This is a genomic window from Rhodoferax sp. GW821-FHT10B06, assembly GCF_059415605.1.
Genome location: NZ_JBWKNO010000002.1, coordinates 416,793 through 433,170, shown reverse-complemented (window position 1 = coordinate 433,170; position 16,378 = coordinate 416,793). Strand labels below are relative to the sequence as shown.

At 62.9% G+C, this 16,378-nt stretch carries 16 protein-coding genes; 4 read left to right on the top strand and 12 right to left on the bottom strand.

All coding sequences use genetic code 11. The features are described from left to right. Window positions 1-5 precede the first annotated feature (5 nt). Both AC07O2_RS04780 and AC07O2_RS04775 read right to left on the bottom strand, forming a co-directional pair. Window positions 6-1,814, bottom strand: coding sequence for a M14 family metallopeptidase (locus AC07O2_RS04780; RefSeq protein WP_495074587.1), 1,809 nt, complete (start codon window positions 1,812-1,814; stop codon window positions 6-8). A gap of 238 nt (window positions 1,815-2,052) precedes the next feature. After that, a complete protein-coding gene (locus AC07O2_RS04775) occupies window positions 2,053-2,226 on the bottom strand; it encodes a hypothetical protein (protein WP_495074729.1) in 174 nt (57 codons plus the stop codon). Here AC07O2_RS04775 and AC07O2_RS04770 point away from each other — a divergent pair. Next, window positions 2,206-2,487, top strand: coding sequence for a hypothetical protein (locus AC07O2_RS04770; RefSeq protein WP_495074734.1), 282 nt, complete (start codon window positions 2,206-2,208; stop codon window positions 2,485-2,487). The genes AC07O2_RS04775 and AC07O2_RS04770 overlap by 21 nt on opposite strands. Here AC07O2_RS04770 and AC07O2_RS04765 read toward each other — a convergent pair. The 5 genes from AC07O2_RS04765 to AC07O2_RS04745 form a co-directional block, all read right to left on the bottom strand. After that, complete coding sequence (locus AC07O2_RS04765) at window positions 2,484-2,786, bottom strand: high-potential iron-sulfur protein (RefSeq protein ID WP_495074586.1); 303 nt, start codon at window positions 2,784-2,786, stop codon at window positions 2,484-2,486. The genes AC07O2_RS04770 and AC07O2_RS04765 overlap by 4 nt on opposite strands. A 133-nt stretch (window positions 2,787-2,919) precedes the next feature. After that, entirely contained in the window at window positions 2,920-3,687 is a 768-nt protein-coding gene (locus AC07O2_RS04760; RefSeq protein WP_092756129.1) for an ABC transporter permease, read from the bottom strand. Beyond that, a complete protein-coding gene (locus AC07O2_RS04755) occupies window positions 3,684-4,490 on the bottom strand; it encodes an ABC transporter ATP-binding protein (RefSeq protein WP_495074585.1) in 807 nt (268 codons plus the stop codon). Before AC07O2_RS04755 ends, AC07O2_RS04760 begins: the two co-directional genes overlap by 4 nt. 67 nt (window positions 4,491-4,557) lie before the next feature. After that, on the bottom strand, window positions 4,558-5,589 hold the full coding sequence (locus tag AC07O2_RS04750; protein WP_495074584.1) for an ABC transporter substrate-binding protein: 1,032 nt from the start codon (window positions 5,587-5,589) through the stop codon (window positions 4,558-4,560). A 115-nt stretch (window positions 5,590-5,704) separates the two neighbouring features. After that, window positions 5,705-8,017 carry an NADP-dependent malic enzyme gene (locus tag AC07O2_RS04745; protein WP_495074583.1) on the bottom strand — a complete coding sequence of 771 codons (2,313 nt, stop codon included), beginning with the start codon at window positions 8,015-8,017 and terminating at the stop codon, window positions 5,705-5,707. Between the two features lie 377 nt (window positions 8,018-8,394). Here AC07O2_RS04745 and AC07O2_RS04740 point away from each other — a divergent pair, with 377 nt between their 5' ends. Next, entirely contained in the window at window positions 8,395-9,681 is a 1,287-nt protein-coding gene (locus AC07O2_RS04740) for an OmpP1/FadL family transporter (protein WP_495074582.1), read from the top strand. A 95-nt stretch (window positions 9,682-9,776) separates the two neighbouring features. Here the strand turns inward: AC07O2_RS04740 and AC07O2_RS04735 are convergent, their stop codons facing one another. From AC07O2_RS04735 to AC07O2_RS04720, 4 genes are read right to left on the bottom strand one after another with little or no spacing between them, the layout of a single operon-like run. Next, window positions 9,777-11,000: a M20 family metallopeptidase gene (locus tag AC07O2_RS04735; protein WP_495074581.1), complete on the bottom strand. Its 1,224-nt coding sequence runs from the start codon at window positions 10,998-11,000 to the stop codon at window positions 9,777-9,779. Further along, window positions 10,997-12,772 carry a 2-oxo-4-hydroxy-4-carboxy-5-ureidoimidazoline decarboxylase gene (uraD, locus tag AC07O2_RS04730; RefSeq protein ID WP_495074580.1) on the bottom strand — a complete coding sequence of 592 codons (1,776 nt, stop codon included), beginning with the start codon at window positions 12,770-12,772 and terminating at the stop codon, window positions 10,997-10,999. The genes AC07O2_RS04735 and uraD overlap by 4 nt, the downstream gene beginning before the upstream one ends. A gap of 6 nt (window positions 12,773-12,778) precedes the next feature. Beyond that, window positions 12,779-13,723: an allantoinase PuuE gene (puuE, locus tag AC07O2_RS04725; protein ID WP_495074579.1), complete on the bottom strand. Its 945-nt coding sequence runs from the start codon at window positions 13,721-13,723 to the stop codon at window positions 12,779-12,781. A 19-nt stretch (window positions 13,724-13,742) separates the two neighbouring features. Further along, window positions 13,743-14,414, bottom strand: a complete 672-nt coding sequence (locus AC07O2_RS04720) for a GntR family transcriptional regulator (protein WP_495074578.1) — start codon at window positions 14,412-14,414, stop codon at window positions 13,743-13,745. Window positions 14,415-14,490: 76 nt separating this feature from the next. Between AC07O2_RS04720 and uraH the strand changes: the two genes are divergently transcribed. Continuing rightward, on the top strand, window positions 14,491-14,841 hold the full coding sequence (gene uraH, locus AC07O2_RS04715) for a hydroxyisourate hydrolase (RefSeq protein WP_495074577.1): 351 nt from the start codon (window positions 14,491-14,493) through the stop codon (window positions 14,839-14,841). A gap of 72 nt (window positions 14,842-14,913) precedes the next feature. On the opposite strand, the gene AC07O2_RS04710 is transcribed toward uraH, so the two are convergent. Continuing rightward, complete coding sequence (locus AC07O2_RS04710) at window positions 14,914-15,438, bottom strand: hypothetical protein (RefSeq protein WP_495074576.1); 525 nt, start codon at window positions 15,436-15,438, stop codon at window positions 14,914-14,916. A gap of 65 nt (window positions 15,439-15,503) precedes the next feature. Here AC07O2_RS04710 and xdhC point away from each other — a divergent pair, with 65 nt between their 5' ends. After that, window positions 15,504-16,310, top strand: coding sequence for a xanthine dehydrogenase accessory protein XdhC (gene xdhC / locus AC07O2_RS04705; protein WP_495074575.1), 807 nt, complete (start codon window positions 15,504-15,506; stop codon window positions 16,308-16,310). The last annotated feature ends 68 nt before the right edge of the window (window positions 16,311-16,378 follow it).

Sequence of the window (16,378 nt, the reverse complement as noted above, 5' to 3'; positions counted from 1 at the left end):
TGAAGTCAGGGCAGCTTTTCCATCCGCACCGTAGGCTCGGCCGTAACGCGTGACAGGTCGCGCAAGCCATCCAGCAGGTGGTTGGCGAAATAGCTGTTCTGCGTGTCCGGCTCCATGGCCGCCAGCACCAGATTGCCCATGGGTTGGCTTAGTGGTACGTAAAAGCTGTTTTGCGGCGCATCCACCACACCCGGCACCAGCGTGACCTTGGTCTGGACGATAGGCGCGCCGTCCTGGATGGCGCCGCGCACGTCCTGCCGGCTGCCTTCGCTGCGGCTGCTTTCCAGATAGGCCTCGCCCAGCAGGGAGCCCGGCTCCATCACCCGCATCACTTGCACACCCAGCATTTGCAGACGGTCCACGGCCAGGGTGGAGTTGGCCGACAGCCAGTAGCCGCAGGGGCGGCTGCGGGTTTTGGTGTTTTGCAGCTCCAGGGCGGAATTCCAGTCCACCGTGACCTTGCGGTCAGCGCCGGTGTTCGGGTCCAGCAGGGTCAGGGTGTACTGGGCGCTGGTGGGGCCGGCTTCCACCACGGCCTTGCCACGGCAGGCCTGGCTGGCCACGTCACGCTCCATATAGGGCCGTAGTTGGTTCAGCTCGTCGCTGCGGCTGGCCGTGCTTTGCAGCATGCTGACCATGGCCGTGACCTGGGTGTGGACGCGGCGCTGGATGTGCTGACGGCCAATGCCCACGCCCCGGGTTTCGACCAGCATGCTGACCGTGTTTTTCAGGCCGTTGACGTTGCGCCCGGTATCGGGCTGCGTGCCGCCCATGGACACCAGCAGGTCGTCCGCCGTGTTGCTGGTGGTGTAGTACCACTCGCTGCTGAGCTTCTGGTTCTTCAGTGCGGCCAGCAGGGGACGGCGAAACCATTCCTCAGAGGCGCGGGTCAGAAACTCGGGCAGGTTGGCCGTCATGGCGTACTGCAGCAGCGCGTCGTATTTCTGGATGCCACCAAACTTTTGCAGATAACGGCCCGCCACCGTGTACTCGTGCGCGTCCACCACCACCATGGGCTGGTAGTTGCGCTCCAGCTGGGCCAGTGCGCGGGCTTCCGGCGTATTCAGCAGCAGGTGGTCGCGGTTCATGTCGATGCCGTTGGCGGTAGCGCGCTGGTTGGCGGCCGCTCCATCGGGGTTAGCGCGTGGCACCACGAGGACATTGATCTTGTCCAGCATGGGCTCCAACAGGCCCTGGCTGAGTTCGCGGGCCACCACCAGCAGCGCCTCGCTGCCGGCGGGTTCATTGCCATGTTGCTGCCCCACCATCAGCACGGTGGGGCGTCCGGTGGCCAGCACCGTGGGGGCGTCGGGGCTGGACGCCCGGGTCAGCAACAGGGCGACCAGGGGCGAGCCTTGCTGCGATTGGCCCATGGACAGCACCGTGGCCTTGACGCCCGGGCTGGGGTGGGTGGCCAGCTCGTTGAGCCAGTCGATGATTTCCGGGTTGCTGGTGAAGTTGCTGCGTCCGCTTTGCAGACCGGGCGTGCTGTAGGCCAGCGGCGGTGCCGGGAAGCGCGCAGCCACTGCCGGGCTTTCCGTGGCATCGGCACCGGTATCGCTCAGTGCGACGGCCTGTGGGGGATTGACCGGGCTTGCCACGGCCGCCGGAGGGGCCGCTGCTGGCTTGCTTGGTGCGGGGGGCGACGTGGGTGCAATGCGCGTGGGTGCTGTCGTGTCGGCGGACGTGGGCCAGGGCGGTAGCGGCGTGGATGAGCAAGCGGCTTGCAGCAGCACCAGCGCGGCTAGGCAGGCTGCATAGACCGGGCGGGTGGCAGGGAGCACGGGAGAGGCGGTGCGCATACGAGGGGTCATGGTGGCCAAACTGCTCTGCTATGGAATGTGGCATGTTAACGGAAGGTATCTCCGTTGTTCAGCCTGCTGGCAGCAACTGGACAGCCTTCTTTGTCCCCAAGCCCTGCAACCCTAAAGTCGCAGGGCCACTTGTTTCTGTGTGAGATGCTTGCGCTGCATAAAGCAGGTGAATGCAAGCCGTTTTGCCGCCGGTGGTTGACCGCGCCGTGCACTTTTACGGTTTCTGCGCGTACGCCATTCACCCTAATTGTTTAAATGAGCTTATTGCAGTTCGGCAGCAGGTTGCCCCGGTTCTCCCCCTGGTCCAGGTGGGTGTAATGCAGTGGTAGGTCTGCGCAAAGTGGCGCACGGCGGCCAGAAAGAGCGCGATGCGCTGCTTGCTGGACCAGATATGGGTGGATTCTTCGGCCATCTCGGCCATTCACACCGCATCCTGTGCGGGGTTGACGACGTCGATGGCCGAAGATTCCAGGTTCAGCTGGTCGCCCGGCACGAGCACCAAGTGCCTAATTTTTTTGCCTTACGGCAGGCGTCGGAGCAGTACTTCACCTCGTCCCAGGTCTTGGCCCAGCGTTTACGCCAGGTCATGGTCCGGCCACAGGCCGCGCAGAGTTTGCTGGGCAGGGACTGCTTGTTGCCCTTGAACGAGGCCGGCGGCATGGACCGGAATTAACCCTTCTTGGCCCAGGCGCTGCACCAGCCCTTGGCAGCGACAACCTTGCCGGCGAACAGCGGGCAGGCACCGGTGGCATCGCCGGCCTTGCCTTGGTACAGGGCGCAGCTACCGCAGTTTTGGCCGGCAGCGTACTTGGGGTATTTTTTAACGTCGGCCTTGGTGCCGTCGGTCACGTAGCCGAGGGCAGCAGCTTGGGGGTCTTTGTCATCGACCTTGGCCTGGGCGCGTGCCAAAGTGCTCAGTGTGGCTCCGCCGGCGGCGACTGCCATCAAAAATACGCGTCGTTGGGTCTTCATGGGGTTTCCTTATGAGCGCCCGCTTAAAACTGCGGACGGCTGCCGTCAATAGCAACGGCAGTCGCAGCATACGCATAGTTCACAAGGTTTGTCTTGCGCCAAGTCAAGACACAACGGGTTAGTCTGCTACTGCTCAGTCATTTTGCGACCCACGGTGCGCCCAGCCGGTGGTGTGCTTTTCCACGTAGCTGAACAGCTCGTACATGGCCATGGCCATCGCGCCGACCACCATCAGGCCGGCAAACGCCAGGCCCATCTGCATCGACGATCCGGCCGAGATCAGCAGGTAGCCAATGCCCTCGTTGGCGGCCGTCATCTCCGACACTGTGGTGCCCACGAAGGCCAGCGTGATCGCCACCTTCAGCGAGCCGAAGAAGTAGGGCATGGAGCGCGGCAGGCCGACCTTGACCAGCACGTCCCAGCGCTTGGCGCCCAGCACCCGCAGCACGTCTTCCAGCTCGGGCTCCAGCGTGGCCAGGCCGGTGGCGATGTTCACCATGATGGGGAAGAAGCTGATCAGGAACGCTGTCAGGATCGCCGGCCCGGTGCCGATGCCGAACCACACCACCAGGATGGGCACGAATGCCGCTTTGGGCAGGGCGTTGAAGGCCGTCATCAGCGGGTAGATGGCCGCATAGGCCAGGCGTGAGCTGCCGACCACAAAGCCCAGCAGCACGCCGACCACGATCGCCAGGCCAAAGCCGGCCATGGTCACCCAGTAGGTGCGCCAGGCGTGGAGGGCAATCGGGCCCTTGAATTCGACCAGCTGGGTGGCGATGCGCCAGGGGCTGGGGAAGATGAATTCCGACACGTCGAAGGCGCTGCAGATGCCTTGCCACAGCAGCACGATGGCGACCAGCAGCACCCAGGGCGACCAGCGTTCCAGGGTCTTGGCGTTCATGGCGTGGTCTTTCGTATCGATCCGATGTGGCCGCGCAGCTCGTGCACGATGTCAGTGAATGCGGGCGTGTAGGTCAGCTCCAGTTCGCGCGGGCGCGGCAAGTTGATCTGTTTCTTGACGATGAAGCGGCCCGGGCTCATGCCCATGACGTAGACCGTGTCGGCCAGGAACACGCTCTCGCGCAGGTCGTGGGTGACCAGGATCACGTTGAAGCGCTGCTCGGTCCACAGGTCGCGCAGGATGCACCACAGCTCCTCGCGGGTGAAGGCGTCGAGCGCGCCAAAGGGCTCGTCCAGCAGCAGCATCTTGGGCTCGTGGATCAGCGCGCGGCAGATGCTGGCGCGCTGCTGCATGCCGCCCGACAGCTGCCAAGGGAATTTGTCCTCATAGCCGGCCAGGCCGACCTTTTGCAGCAGCTGGCGCGCACGCTGCTCGAACTCCTTGCGCTTGGCCTTGAACTGGCTGCGATACGGCTCGACGATTTCCAGCGGCAGCAGCACGTTGTCCACCGTGGTGCGCCAGGGCAGCAGCGACGGCGCCTGAAAGGCCATGCCGGAGATCTTCAGCGGCCCGGTCACCGGCTGGCCGTCGATACGGATGCTGCCCTTGGACGGCATCTTCAGCCCGGTGGCCAGCTTCATGAAGGTGGATTTGCCGCAGCCCGAGGGGCCGACGATGGCGATGAACTCGCCTTGCTGCACCTGCAGGTCGATGGCTTCGACGGCGAACTGGTTTTGCGCGCGCAGCTCGTCGTTGTAGGCCAGCCAGACGTCGCGGAAGTCGACAAACGCAGGGGTATTCACAAATTTATAAGAAATAGGCCGCTGGCGCAGGCAGTACCTGCGCGAGCAGCTATAAAAAGAATAGTGTTTACTTCTTGGCAGGCAAGACGTTCAGCTCGGCAGCGCTGGGCAAGAAGCTGCCGTTCCACACCGCGTCCGGGTTCACGCGGGTCTTGGTGGCGAAGGCATCGGATACTTGGGATGCCATCAGCGACAGGCGCGGCGGCGTGGTTTTGCCAAAGCCTTCGGCGCGGGCGTTGGGCGTGTTGATGGCGGTGTCGATGGCCATGTTCAGGCGGCGCAGCTCCAGTGCGGTGTTGATGATGCCGTCGCGGGCTTTCACGTCTTCGACGGCGGCCGCGGGCTTGGCGATCACGTCCTTCATGCCCTTGGCAAAGGCCTGCAAAAAGGCTTTTACGGCGGCCGGGTTCTCCTTGATCAGCTTGGGCGAGGCGATGATGGCGTTGCCATACAGCTTGACGCCGAACTGCGGGTAGGGCAACACCACTACGTCTTCAGCCTTGGTGCCGCGTGCCTCCAGGTTCAGCAGCGAGGTAAAGGTGAAGCCGGTGATGGCGTCCACGTCACCACGTACCAGCATGGTTTCGCGCAGTGGCGGGTCCATGCTGGTCCACTGCACGCCGGTGATATTGTTGGCTTTGGCGAAGATGGGGAAGGCGCGGCGGCCGGCGTCGAACACCGGCGCGCCCAGCTTCTTGCCGCTGAGGTCGGCCGGGGTTTTGATGCCGGACTTCTTCAACACCATCACCGAGGCGGGGGTGTCGGCGTAGACCATCATCACGGCGACGGGTTTGTTGGGGGCGTCGGGGTTGTTGGCGTGGAACTCCATCAGTGCCGCCATATCGGCAAAGCCCATGTCATACGCGCCGGATGCCACGCGGGTGACGGCGCCGCCCGAACCGTTGCCCGCATCAATGGTGACATCCAGCTTGGCGTCTTTGAAATAGCCCTTGGCTGCGGGGGTGAGGAAGAGGGCGGCCGGGCCTTCAAAGCGCCAGTCCAGCTGAAATTTGATGGGTGTGGTTTGGGCAAATGCCGGTACGGTGGCCAGCAGGGCGGCGCAGGCCAGGGCAGACTGCAAAAAGACGCGTTTGGTCATGGAGTTTCCAGAAAGAGTTAGCTGCATTAGAGCAAAAAAGGTGCCCATGCCCATAAAAAAACGCACCGTGCAGGTGCGTTCTTTGTGGCCCTCAGTTGCCCGAGGGGGCTGGTACTTATTTGTGCACGGTAGCGGCGTTGGCCACGGCCAGCGCAGTCATGTTGACCACACGGCGCACGGTGGCCGATGGGGTCAGAATGTGTGCAGAAGCAGCCGCACCCAGCAGGATCGGGCCCACGGTCACGCCCTGGCCGCCGGTCATCTTCAGCACGTTGAACAAGATGTTGGCCGCGTCCAGGTTGGGGCAGACCAGCAGATTGGCTTCGCCGTGCAGATTGGTCTCGGCGTCCATCAGCGAGGCTTCGCGCATGGGTTGCGACAGGGCCGCATCGCCTTGTAGTTCGCCATCGGATTCGATGTCGGGCGCCATGGCCTTGAACAGCTCGTGGGCTGCGCGCATCTTGCGGGCCGATGGGCGGTCCGACGAGCCGTAGTTGGAGTGCGACAGGAAGGCCACCTTGGGTGGCAGGCCGAAACGGCTGACTTCGTCGGCAGCCATGACGGCGATGCTAGCCAGTTGCTCGGCCGTCGGATCTTCATTCACAAAGGCGTCGGTGATGAACAAGGTGTGCTTTTCCAGCATCAGCGCGTTGAGCGCGGCAAAGCCGGAGGCGCCTTTCTTTAGGCCGATGATGTCGCGCACGTGTTGCAGATGGCCTTCGTAGCGGCCCAGTAGGCCGCACAGCATGGCGTCGGCATCGCCCAGGCGCACCATCAGTGCGGCGATGGTGGTGTTGGAGCGGCGCACGGCGGCCTTGGCCACGTCTTGCGACACGCCACGGCGGCCCATCAGGCGGTGGTAGGTTTCCCAGTACTGGCGGAAGCGGGAGTCGTCTTCGGGGTTCACCACTTCCACGTCGGTGCCGATACGGATGCGCAGGCCGGCCTTGAGGATGCGGGCCTCGATCACGGCGGGGCGGCCGATCAGGATGGGGTGGGCCAGGTTCTCGTCCACGGCCAACTGGGCGGCGCGCAGCGTGCGTTCGTCTTCACCTTCGGCATAGGCAACGCGCTTGGCGTTGGCGGGCACGGCCTTGGCGGCACTGAACACCGGGCGCATGAACATACCGGTTTGGTAGACGAAGCGCGACAGGCTTTGGCGGTAGGCCTCCATGTCCTTGATGGGGCGGGTGGCCACACCGGACTCTTCCGCGGCCTTGGCCACGGCGGGGGCGATGCGCAGGATCAGGCGCGAGTCGAAAGGCGTGGGGATCAGGTAGTCGCTGCCGAACACCAGTTCCTTGCCGGCGTAGGCGGCGGCCACTTCTTCGCTGATGTCGGCCTTGGCCAGGTCGGCGATCTGGCGCACGCAGGCCAGCTTCATGGCTTCGGTGATCTTGGTGGCACCGCAGTCCAGCGCGCCACGGAAGATGTAGGGGAAGCACAGGACGTTGTTGACCTGGTTCGGGTAGTCGGAGCGGCCGGTGGCGATGATGCAGTCCGGGCGCACGGCCTTGGCCAGCTCGGGGCGGATCTCGGGTTCGGGGTTGGCCAGCGCCAGGATGATGGGCTTGGCGGCCATGGTCTTGACCATCTCGGCCGTCAGCACGCCGGCGGCGGAGCAACCCAAGAATACGTCGGCTTCATTGACAGCATCGGCCAGCGTACGGGCCGAGGTGTCTTGGGCGTAGCGTTCCTTGGAGGCGTCGAAGCCGCCCGCACGGCCGTGGTAGATCACACCCTTGGAGTCGCACACAAACACGTTCTTGCGCTGCACGCCCAGGCCGACCATCACGTCCAGGCAGGCAATGGCAGCTGCGCCGGCGCCGGACACGGCAACCTTCACGTCTTCAATCTTCTTACCGACCAGTTCCAGGCCGTTCAGCAGGGCGGCTGAGGAGATGATGGCAGTGCCGTGCTGGTCGTCGTGGAACACCGGGATGTTCATCCGCTCGCGCAGCTTCTGTTCAATGTAGAAGCACTCGGGCGCCTTGATGTCTTCGAGGTTGATACCGCCCAGCGTGGGCTCCATGGCGGCGATGATGTCCACCAGCTTGTCGGGGTCGTTCTCGGCCAGTTCGATGTCGAACACGTCGATGCCGGCGAACTTCTTGAACAGGCAGCCCTTGCCTTCCATCACTGGCTTGGACGCCAGCGGGCCGATATTGCCCAGGCCCAGCACAGCCGTGCCATTGGTGATCACGCCGACCAGGTTGCCGCGCGAGGTGTATTCGGCGGCCAGGGAGGGGTCACGTTCAATGTCCAGACAGGGGTAGGCCACACCTGGCGAGTAGGCCAGCGATAGGTCGCGCTGGTTGGACAGCGGCTTGGTCGGGGTGACGGAAATCTTGCCCTTGCTGGGGGTGCTGTGGTATTCCCGTGCGGCGTCGCGCAGAGCCATTTCGGCAGGGGAAATTTCTTTGGCCATTGAGTGTGTCCTCGAAGAATTTTTATGAAAGGTAAGCCTAACGCAAGCCACAGGCGATAAACATTGTGGAGCCTACTTACGTCGTGAAAAGTTATGCGAAGGATGTATGGCGTTATGCGATTAATGCAAGCTGGTCCGTCAGCGTGCGGGCCATGATCTTGGTAGCGTGGCGCAGGTCTTCCAGGTTCGGCCGTTCGTCGATGCACCTGGGGTGTACTTCAGCCTACAGATCCACGTGCAGCCCGGTTTCATGCTCTGGTGCTGTTCCGCAGGTGACATTGACAGCCCTTATAGACGCTTTGTTGGACATCTTCGTTGGTACAGTGTTATGTCGCGGACATAAACCAGACACATTTGTTAACAAACTTGGAGACACGATGAAAAACCACGATCTCAAACATCTATCGGCGCTCATCGCCGCGCTCTTTGCAGGTAGCGCCGGCGCGTCGGGCTTTCAACTGCTGGAGCAAAACGCCAGCGGCATTGGCAATGCCTTTGCCGGCTCTGCGGCGGTGGCCGAGAACGCCAGCACCATCTACTTCAATCCGGCCGGCATGACCGAGCTCAAAGACCGCGAGTTTTCGATTGGCGCGACCGCTATCAAGCCCGGCTTCAAGTTCCAGAACCAGGGCTCTTCGGTCGGCACGCTGGCCACCGCAGGCTCGGGCGGCGACGCCGGAAACTGGGGTGTGGTACCTAACGGCTACCTGTCGTGGAAGCTGCAGGACGGGTTGTACGCCGGTATCGGCTTCGGCGCGCCGTTTGGCTCCAAGACAGACTATGAAGCGCCCTGGACCGGCAGCGCGCAATCGAATCAATTCGATGTCAAGACCTACAACATCAACCCATCGATTGCCTGGAAGGCCAACGACGTGGTTTCGTGGGGCTTTGGTCTGAACTGGCAGCGCCTTACGGCAGACTACTCGCGCCAACTTGCGGTGGTGCCAACCGTACCGCCAGGCCTGCCAGGCGCCACGCCGCTGGCACTGAGTATTGACGACAATGCCTGGGGCTGGAACGTGGGCGCGCTTATCAAACTTGCGCCTGCAACTAAGGTCGGCGTGTCATACCGCTCCAAGATCAAGTACGACCTCACTGGCACACTGACGGGAGGCAGCCCGTCGGCCGCAGTGAACGCAGCGATTGGCGCCAACGTCAAGGCCAGCGTGACCTTGCCTGACACCTTCATCGCCAGCGTGACGCACCAGCTCAACCCGAGCTGGGAGTTGCTGGGTGACCTGTCCTGGACCGGCTGGAGCAGCATTCCCAAGATCGACATCGTGCGCACTTCGGGCGCAGCTGCAGGTACCGTGGCGCAGACCCTGGACACCGAGTTCCGCGACACCTGGCGTGTGGCCGTGGGCGCCAACTACAAGTACAACGATGCCTGGAAGTTCAAGTACGGCGTAGCCTATGACCAGACTCCAGTGAAGGGCGCCACCACGCGCCTGGCCTCGTTGCCGGACAATAACCGCATCTGGCTCTCTACCGGCGCGCAGTGGAAGCTCTCGCAAGCCTCCACGCTGGACTTCGGTTTGGCCTATCTGTACTTGAAGGACGCACAGATCCAGAACAACCAGGCCGCTGCTGGTCGGGGGGCTTTGAACGGCACCTACAAGGACAGCGGCTGGGTCATGGGCCTGCAGTACTCTCAGAGCTTCTGATCGTTTGATCCACCGCGCGGCTGCGTCCGCGCTTTGACGACAAAAGGCCCTGAATCGCGCAATGCGGTTCAGGGCCTTTTCTATGCAGTGAGTGACTACGCCAGCAAGTCGCGCAGCGTGCGCGCAATCACCTTGGTGGCGCGGCGCAGGTCTTCCAGGTCCAGCCTTTCGTCGGCACGCTTGGCGTGCGATTCCAGCACGGTGCGCGGGCCTGCACCGTAGATGACGCCAGGGATGCCGGCCTCCGCATACAGCCGCACGTCGGTGTACAGCGGTGTGCCCATGGCCGGAATGGCCTCGCCAAACACTTCCAAGCCGTGCTTCTGTATAGCCTCGACCAGCGGCGCATTGCCGGGCAGGGGCTGCATGGAGTGGGCCAGCAGCAGGCGCTTGATGTCCACCGTGACGCCGGGTTGGCTGGCGGCTGCGTCTGCAATGATTTTGCGGATGTTGGCTTCGACTTCGACCGGGTTCTCTTCGGGGATCATGCGGCGATCGAGTTTGAACGTGACCTTGCCAGGCACCACATTGGTATTGGTGCCGCCTTCGATCACGCCCACATTCAGGTAGGGGTGGGTGATTCCTTCTACCTGGGATGTGACTTGCTGGTACAGCGTGTTTTGCGCGTACAGGGCGTTCAGGATGTGGACTGCGCCCTGCAGCGCGTCTACGCCGCTGGTGGGGATGGCGGCGTGGGCCATCTTGCCGTGCACGGTGACTTCCATTTGCAGGCAGCCGTTGTGGGCTGTGACCACCTGGTAAGAGAAGCCAGCGGCAATCATCAGGTCGGGCCGGGTGATTTTGTTTTTCAGCAGCCAGCCCGGGCCGAGTTCGCCGCCGAATTCCTCGTCGTAGGTGAAGTGCAGCTCGACAGCACCCTTGAGCGGCAGGCCCAGGGATTCCAGCGCCCGCACCGCGAAGGTGAAGCTGGCGAAGTCGCCTTTGCTGACGGCCGTGGCTCGACCGTACATCTTGCCGTCAGCGATTTCAGCACCATACGGGTCATGCGTCCAACCGTCGCCAGGTGGCACTACGTCGCCGTGGGCGTTCAGGGCAATGGTCTTGCCCGGGCCATAGGCGCGGCGCACCACCAGATTTGTGATGGACTGCATGCCGGCGGCCTGTACTCCGGCGGCAGGCACGGCGTGCTTTTCTGCAATGAAGCCAAAGTCTTGCAGCAGCTCAGCGGTGCGCTCGGCATGGGGGGCGTTATTGCCCGGCGGCGTGTCGGTGGGCACCTGGATCAGGGCTTGCAGGAATTGGACTTCGGCGTCGAAATGGTTGTCAATCCAGTCGTCTAGGCGGGCGTAATCTGTCATGGGGATTCGTTTGCGAGTTGGGTCAAAAGCTGGGCGAAGGCATCCACTGCCAGCTGCATATCGTTGTTGGTGCTGCTTTCCAGCGGGTTGTGGCTGATGCCGGAGTTCTGGCCGCGTACGAAGAGCATGGCCTGGGGCATGATTTCGTGGAGCTTCATGGCGTCGTGGCCAGCGCCACTGGGCATGCGGTACAGGGGCACGCCCAGGTTGTCCACCGCACGTTCCCAGCGTTTCTGCCAGGCAGGTGCGCTGGGGGCGGCGGCGGCGCGCATGGCCTCGACCAGCGTGTAGCGCAAGCCGCGGCGTTCGCAGATGGTTTGCAGCGCGGCCACTACGTCGTCAGCCAGGGCGTCGCGCTGCGCATTGTTCGGCGCGCGCAGGTCTAGGCTGAACTGGCACAGGCCAGGCACCACGTTGATGGAGCCGTTGGGCACCTGCAGCATGCCCACGGTGCCGACCAAGTCACCATCGCGCGCGGCACGTTGCTCTACAAACAGCGCCAGCTCGGCCACGGCGGTGGCTGCGTCGCGGCGGCGGTTCATGGGGGTGGTACCAGCATGGCAGGCAACGCCTTGAACCTCGCCGGTATAGCGCACGCTGCCGTTGATGGAGGTGACGATGCCCAGCGGAATATCCAGCTCGTTGAGCACCGGGCCCTGTTCTATATGGACCTCGACAAAACCCAGGTAATTGGCGGCCTGGCGTTGCAGGGCTGGGATGTCTTCTATGCGCAAGCCTGCATGCTGCATGGCGGAGCGCATGCTGATGCCGTCGACGTCGGTCTGGTCCAGCCAGCTGGGGTTGAAGTCGCCAATCAGTGCGCCCGAACCCAGGAAGGTGGCTTTGTAGCGCTGGCCTTCTTCTTCTGCGAAGCCGACCACCTCCAGGTGGAAGGGCAGTCGCTTGCCTTGCCGCGCCAGTTCGCGCACGCAGGCCAAGGGCACGTAAATGCCCAGGCGGCCGTCGTATTTGCCGCCGTTGCGCACCGTATCAAAGTGGCTGCCGGTGAGCAAGGTCTTGGCATCTGGCGTAGCAGCGTGGTAGCGGCCCACCACATTGCCCACGGCATCGATAGACACCTCGTCAAATCCGCAGTCGCGCATGGTGTCCACGATCTGCTGGGCGCAGGCGCGGTGCGCGTCGGTCAGGTAGGTGACGGTGAGCTGGCCTTTTTCGGCGTAGCCAGGGTCGGTGTGGATGCTGAGCGCTTCCTGCCAGTCCCAGACCAGATTGCCCTGCAAGGGCGCGCTGCCAAAGGCGTCGTCCAGCCGGATTTCCACGATGCGGTGGATGTTGCGCAGTGCTTCGGCCTGTTCAAAGTCGGCCGAGTTGCGCAGGCGGCGCTGGAAGGTGTTGATGATTTCTTGCTTGCGCAGGCCGGTGCCGCGCGGGCCGCGCACGGCCAGGATGAAAGGGAAGCCGTTGTGCGCACGGTAGTCGGCATTGAGCTGCTGCAGCAGGGCCAGCTCTTCGGGCGTGCAGCGGGTCAGGCCGGCCTGGTTTTGCTCGTGGGTGGACTCGGCCGTCAGACTATTGGCCTCCATGGCCTTGCCTGCCAAGTCCGGGTGGGCGCGTATCAGGTCCAGCTGGGCCTGCTTGCCGGCGGCGGCCAGTACCTGCACCATGGCGTATTTGAATTGCGCCAGCGAGCGGAACGGGCGCTGCTGCAACGCCTGCTCGGCGATCCAGGGCGAGTGCTCGTACAGGCCCGGCAACTGCTGCAACACGGTTTCCTGGGGAGCCGTGTTGAGGAAATCTAGCGTCAGTGCCATGGACACTTAGCCCTGGTAGGGGTGGGTTGCGTGCCAGTGACGGGCGATGTCGATGCGCCGGCAGATCCACACGCGCTCGTGGCTTTGCACGTAGTCCAGGAATTTCTGCAGTGCGCCGAAGCGGCCAGGCCGCCCGAGCACGCGGCAGTGCATGCCAATGCTCATCATCTTCGGAGCTTCATCACCCTCGGCGTACAGCACGTCGAAGCTGTCCTTCAGGTACTGTAGAAAGTGGTCACCGGTGTTGAAGCCTTGCACCTGCACGCAGCGCATATCGTTGGTGTCCAGCGAGTAGGGCACGACCAGGCGCGGCTCCACCGTGCCGTCGCTCTTGGTGGTGGGCATCCAGAAGGGCAAGTCGTCGCCATAGTAGTCGCTGTCGTAGCTGAAACCGCCCTGGTCGGCCAGCAGGCGGCGGGTGTTGGGGCTGTCGCGGCCGGTGTACCAGCCCTGGGGCCACTGGCCGCCGGTTAGCTTGCGGATGATTTCCGTGCCCACAGCCATGTGCTCGCGCTCGGTGGCTTCGGGCAGGTTTTGGTAGTGGATCCAGCGCCAGCCGTGGCAGGCGATTTCATGGCCCAGGTCGATGAAGGCCTGGGTCAGCTCGGGGTGGCGTTCAAGTGCCATGGAGACACCGAAGATGGTCAGCGGCAAGCCGCGCTTTTCAAACTCGCGCAGGATGCGCCAGGCACCCACGCGCGAGCCGTACTCGTACATGGACTCGATGGTCATGTGACGGTCTGGGAAGGGCTGGGCAGTGATCAGTTCGGACAGAAATGTTTCCGATGCGGCGTCGCCATGCAGCACATTGTTTTCGCCGCCTTCTTCGTAGTTCAAAACAAACTGCACGGCGATCTTGGCCTGGTTGGGCCACTGCGCGTGGGGTACCTTGCGGCCATAGCCGACGAGGTCACGGGGGTAGTGGGGGTGGGGGGCGGATGTCTCGGTCATAGGGCTCCTCAAGCACAAGTCAGGCCAGTGCCATTGCGATGTCGTTACTGGGAATTTTGCGGTCGAAGGCCAGGCTGGCCTCCACGTGTTGCAGGTGTTCGTCCATCAGGCGCACGGCCAGGTCTTCGTCCTGTGCGGCGAGTGCTTGTATCAATGCGTCGTGTTCTTCGCTGGAGTGCTCGGCTGCGCTGTCGGGCTGGTACATCAGGGTGATCAGCGAGCAGCGAGACAGCAGTTCCACCATCATTTGCACCAGCACATCGTTGCCCAGCAGCTCGGTCATGCGGATGTGGAAGTCGCCCAGCAGCTCGGCGCGGTTGCTGTTGTCCTGGGTTTTGAGGGCGGATTTCTCCAGGGCCGAATGGTCGGTCAAGACCTTGAGTTTGGCTGGCGTCATGCTGCGGGCCAGGGAGCGGGTGATTTCCGCCTCCAGCATGCGGCGCACGGCAAATACCTGGCGCGCCTCTGCCACCGAAGGCGCGGCTACGAAGGCGCCACGGGCCGGCTCCAGGCGGATCAGGCCGTTTTGCGACAGCTGGAACAGGGCTTGCCTTACCAGGGTGCGCGAGACGCCGAAATGGTCGGCCAGCTTCTGCTCGGCCAGCTTGGTGCCTGGGTGCAGCCGGTGTTCCACAATGGCCTTGGTCAGCGCTTCGACGATCGTATGGGTGTTGGTGGTGCTTGCTTCCATGCATCCATAATAGCGGAATTGCTGAACTGTATACACATCTGTTTTACGTTTTGAAACCGTTTATGTGGAGATACCTATGGGACTGAGCACACACGTTTTGGACACCATGCACGGCTGTCCGGCCGCCGGCATGGCGGTGGATTTGTATGCCACCCAGGGCGACAGCACCACCTTGCTGCAGCGCCATGTCCTGAACCACGACGGCCGCACGAATGCGCCGCTGTTTGACAACAACGCACTACAGGTCGGCACCTACCGACTGGTGTTTGATGTGGCGGCCTATTTTGCGGCGCGCGGCGTGGCACTGCCGGAACCGCAGTTTTTGAACAAGGTGAGCCTGGATTTCGGCGTGGCCGACACGACGCAGCACTACCACGTGCCGCTGCTGGTCAGCCCCTGGAGCTATTCGACCTACCGGGGGAGCTGATAGGTTCTTAAGAGAAATAGGCCGCTGGCGCAGTATTTACCTACGCTGGCAGCTATATTTTTTGTAGTGAACTTAGAGCTGGCCTTCGGTCAGCGTGTCCAGCTGGAACTGGCCGCTCTTGTCCCACAGCCAGGTATCGGTGTAGGTGACCTTGCCCATGCGGGAGGGAGGAGGGAAGGGGGCGGCAGCGCGCACGGTGCGCTCGATCTCGTCAATCACCTCTGGGGCATGTCTTGGCGCACGCATCCAGTGCAGGCCGGTCACCATGCCGTTGCGGTCCAGGTGCACTTCCAGCACGCCGATCGCGTACAGATTGGCTTGCAACTTGCCTTGGAAGATGCGTTCCGCATTGCGGTCATACAGGTGGCGGGCGGCATCGCGCCGGTAGTCGCGCGGGTTGGTGGCAACGGATATCTTGGGCGGCGCAGGCTGGGCCGGGCGAGGGGTGCTGGGCGCAGCGGTGTTGGGAGGCGACGGCGGGGTGGGCGTGCCGGCGGGCTGGGGGGCTGGCGTGGAGTTGCAACCCGCGACCAAGGCCGCGGCGGCTGCGGACAGGCCGGCTAGTTTCAAACGCAGGTATTTGAGTTGTTTTTTCATTATTTTGAAGGCTTGGGGCAGCGCGTGCAGCCGTGCATACTGCACTCTTGGCCGGATTGCTTGCTGTGACACATATTGACGTTTTACTCCACCACTTGCAGTCCAAGGCTGCGGTGCTTATCTATGTAGAGTCTACCCAAGGCTCGGTGCCACGGGAGTCCGGGACCTGGATGGCGGTGTTTGCCGATCATCTGGTGGGCACGATCGGTGGCGGCAATCTGGAGTTCCAGGCCATCGCTGAAGCCCGGGCGCGCTTGCAGGCCGGCGATGTTGCAGTAAAGACTTTGCGCTATCCCCTGGGCCCTAGCCTGGGCCAGTGCTGTGGTGGCGTGGTTTACCTGCGTTTCGAGTTCATTACGGCGGCGGATGTACCGCGTCTTCGTCAGCAGTGCGCCCAACAGCTCCGGCCCGTGGCCTTGTTTGGCGGCGGCCATGTGGGCCATGCCTTGGTGCAGGTGTTGTCTCGCCTGCCATTCCAGCTGAGCTGGATAGATAGCCGCGACGGCATTTTCCCTGCCGATCTGCCGGCCCATGTGTATTGTGAACACTCCGACCCGGTGCAAAAAGCCGTGCCCGACCTGCGGCCCGGCAGCCAGGTGCTGATCATGAGCTTCAGCCATGCCGAAGACCTGGATATCGTGGCGGCTTGCCTGCAGCGCCAGCGCAGCCAAGGTGACCTGCCTTTTATCGGCCTGATCGGCAGTCGTACCAAATGGGCCAGCTTTCGCCAGCGGCTGCAGGCCCGTGGTTTTAGCGAGGCCGAACTGGCCCGGGTGACCAGCCCCATCGGTGTGCCGGGCATTGCGGGTAAGGAGCCCGAGGTGATCGCGGTTGCGGTTGCGGCACAGTTGTTGCAAAGCATTACTCCATAGAATCACAGGTTCAGGTCGCAGCGGTGCAAGGCTTTCTCTCACAGCTTTTGTTCGCGATCTCTTTTTGC

Coding starts and splice junctions, on each gene's coding strand:
- AC07O2_RS04750 (WP_495074584.1), bottom strand. CDS start 5,589: ATGACCAAACGCGTCTTTTTGCAGTCTGCCCTGGCCTGCGCCGCCCTG.
- AC07O2_RS04775 (WP_495074729.1), bottom strand. CDS start 2,226: ATGGCCGAAGAATCCACCCATATCTGGTCCAGCAAGCAGCGCATCGCG.
- AC07O2_RS04740 (WP_495074582.1), top strand. CDS start 8,395: ATGAAAAACCACGATCTCAAACATCTATCGGCGCTCATCGCCGCGCTC.
- AC07O2_RS04735 (WP_495074581.1), bottom strand. CDS start 11,000: ATGACAGATTACGCCCGCCTAGACGACTGGATTGACAACCATTTCGAC.
- uraH (WP_495074577.1), top strand. CDS start 14,491: ATGGGACTGAGCACACACGTTTTGGACACCATGCACGGCTGTCCGGCC.
- puuE (WP_495074579.1), bottom strand. CDS start 13,723: ATGACCGAGACATCCGCCCCCCACCCCCACTACCCCCGTGACCTCGTC.
- AC07O2_RS04760 (WP_092756129.1), bottom strand. CDS start 3,687: ATGAACGCCAAGACCCTGGAACGCTGGTCGCCCTGGGTGCTGCTGGTC.
- uraD (WP_495074580.1), bottom strand. CDS start 12,772: ATGGCACTGACGCTAGATTTCCTCAACACGGCTCCCCAGGAAACCGTG.
- AC07O2_RS04765 (WP_495074586.1), bottom strand. CDS start 2,786: ATGAAGACCCAACGACGCGTATTTTTGATGGCAGTCGCCGCCGGCGGA.
- AC07O2_RS04770 (WP_495074734.1), top strand. CDS start 2,206: ATGGGTGGATTCTTCGGCCATCTCGGCCATTCACACCGCATCCTGTGC.
- AC07O2_RS04720 (WP_495074578.1), bottom strand. CDS start 14,414: ATGGAAGCAAGCACCACCAACACCCATACGATCGTCGAAGCGCTGACC.
- AC07O2_RS04710 (WP_495074576.1), bottom strand. CDS start 15,438: ATGAAAAAACAACTCAAATACCTGCGTTTGAAACTAGCCGGCCTGTCC.
- AC07O2_RS04780 (WP_495074587.1), bottom strand. CDS start 1,814: ATGACCCCTCGTATGCGCACCGCCTCTCCCGTGCTCCCTGCCACCCGC.
- AC07O2_RS04745 (WP_495074583.1), bottom strand. CDS start 8,017: ATGGCCAAAGAAATTTCCCCTGCCGAAATGGCTCTGCGCGACGCCGCA.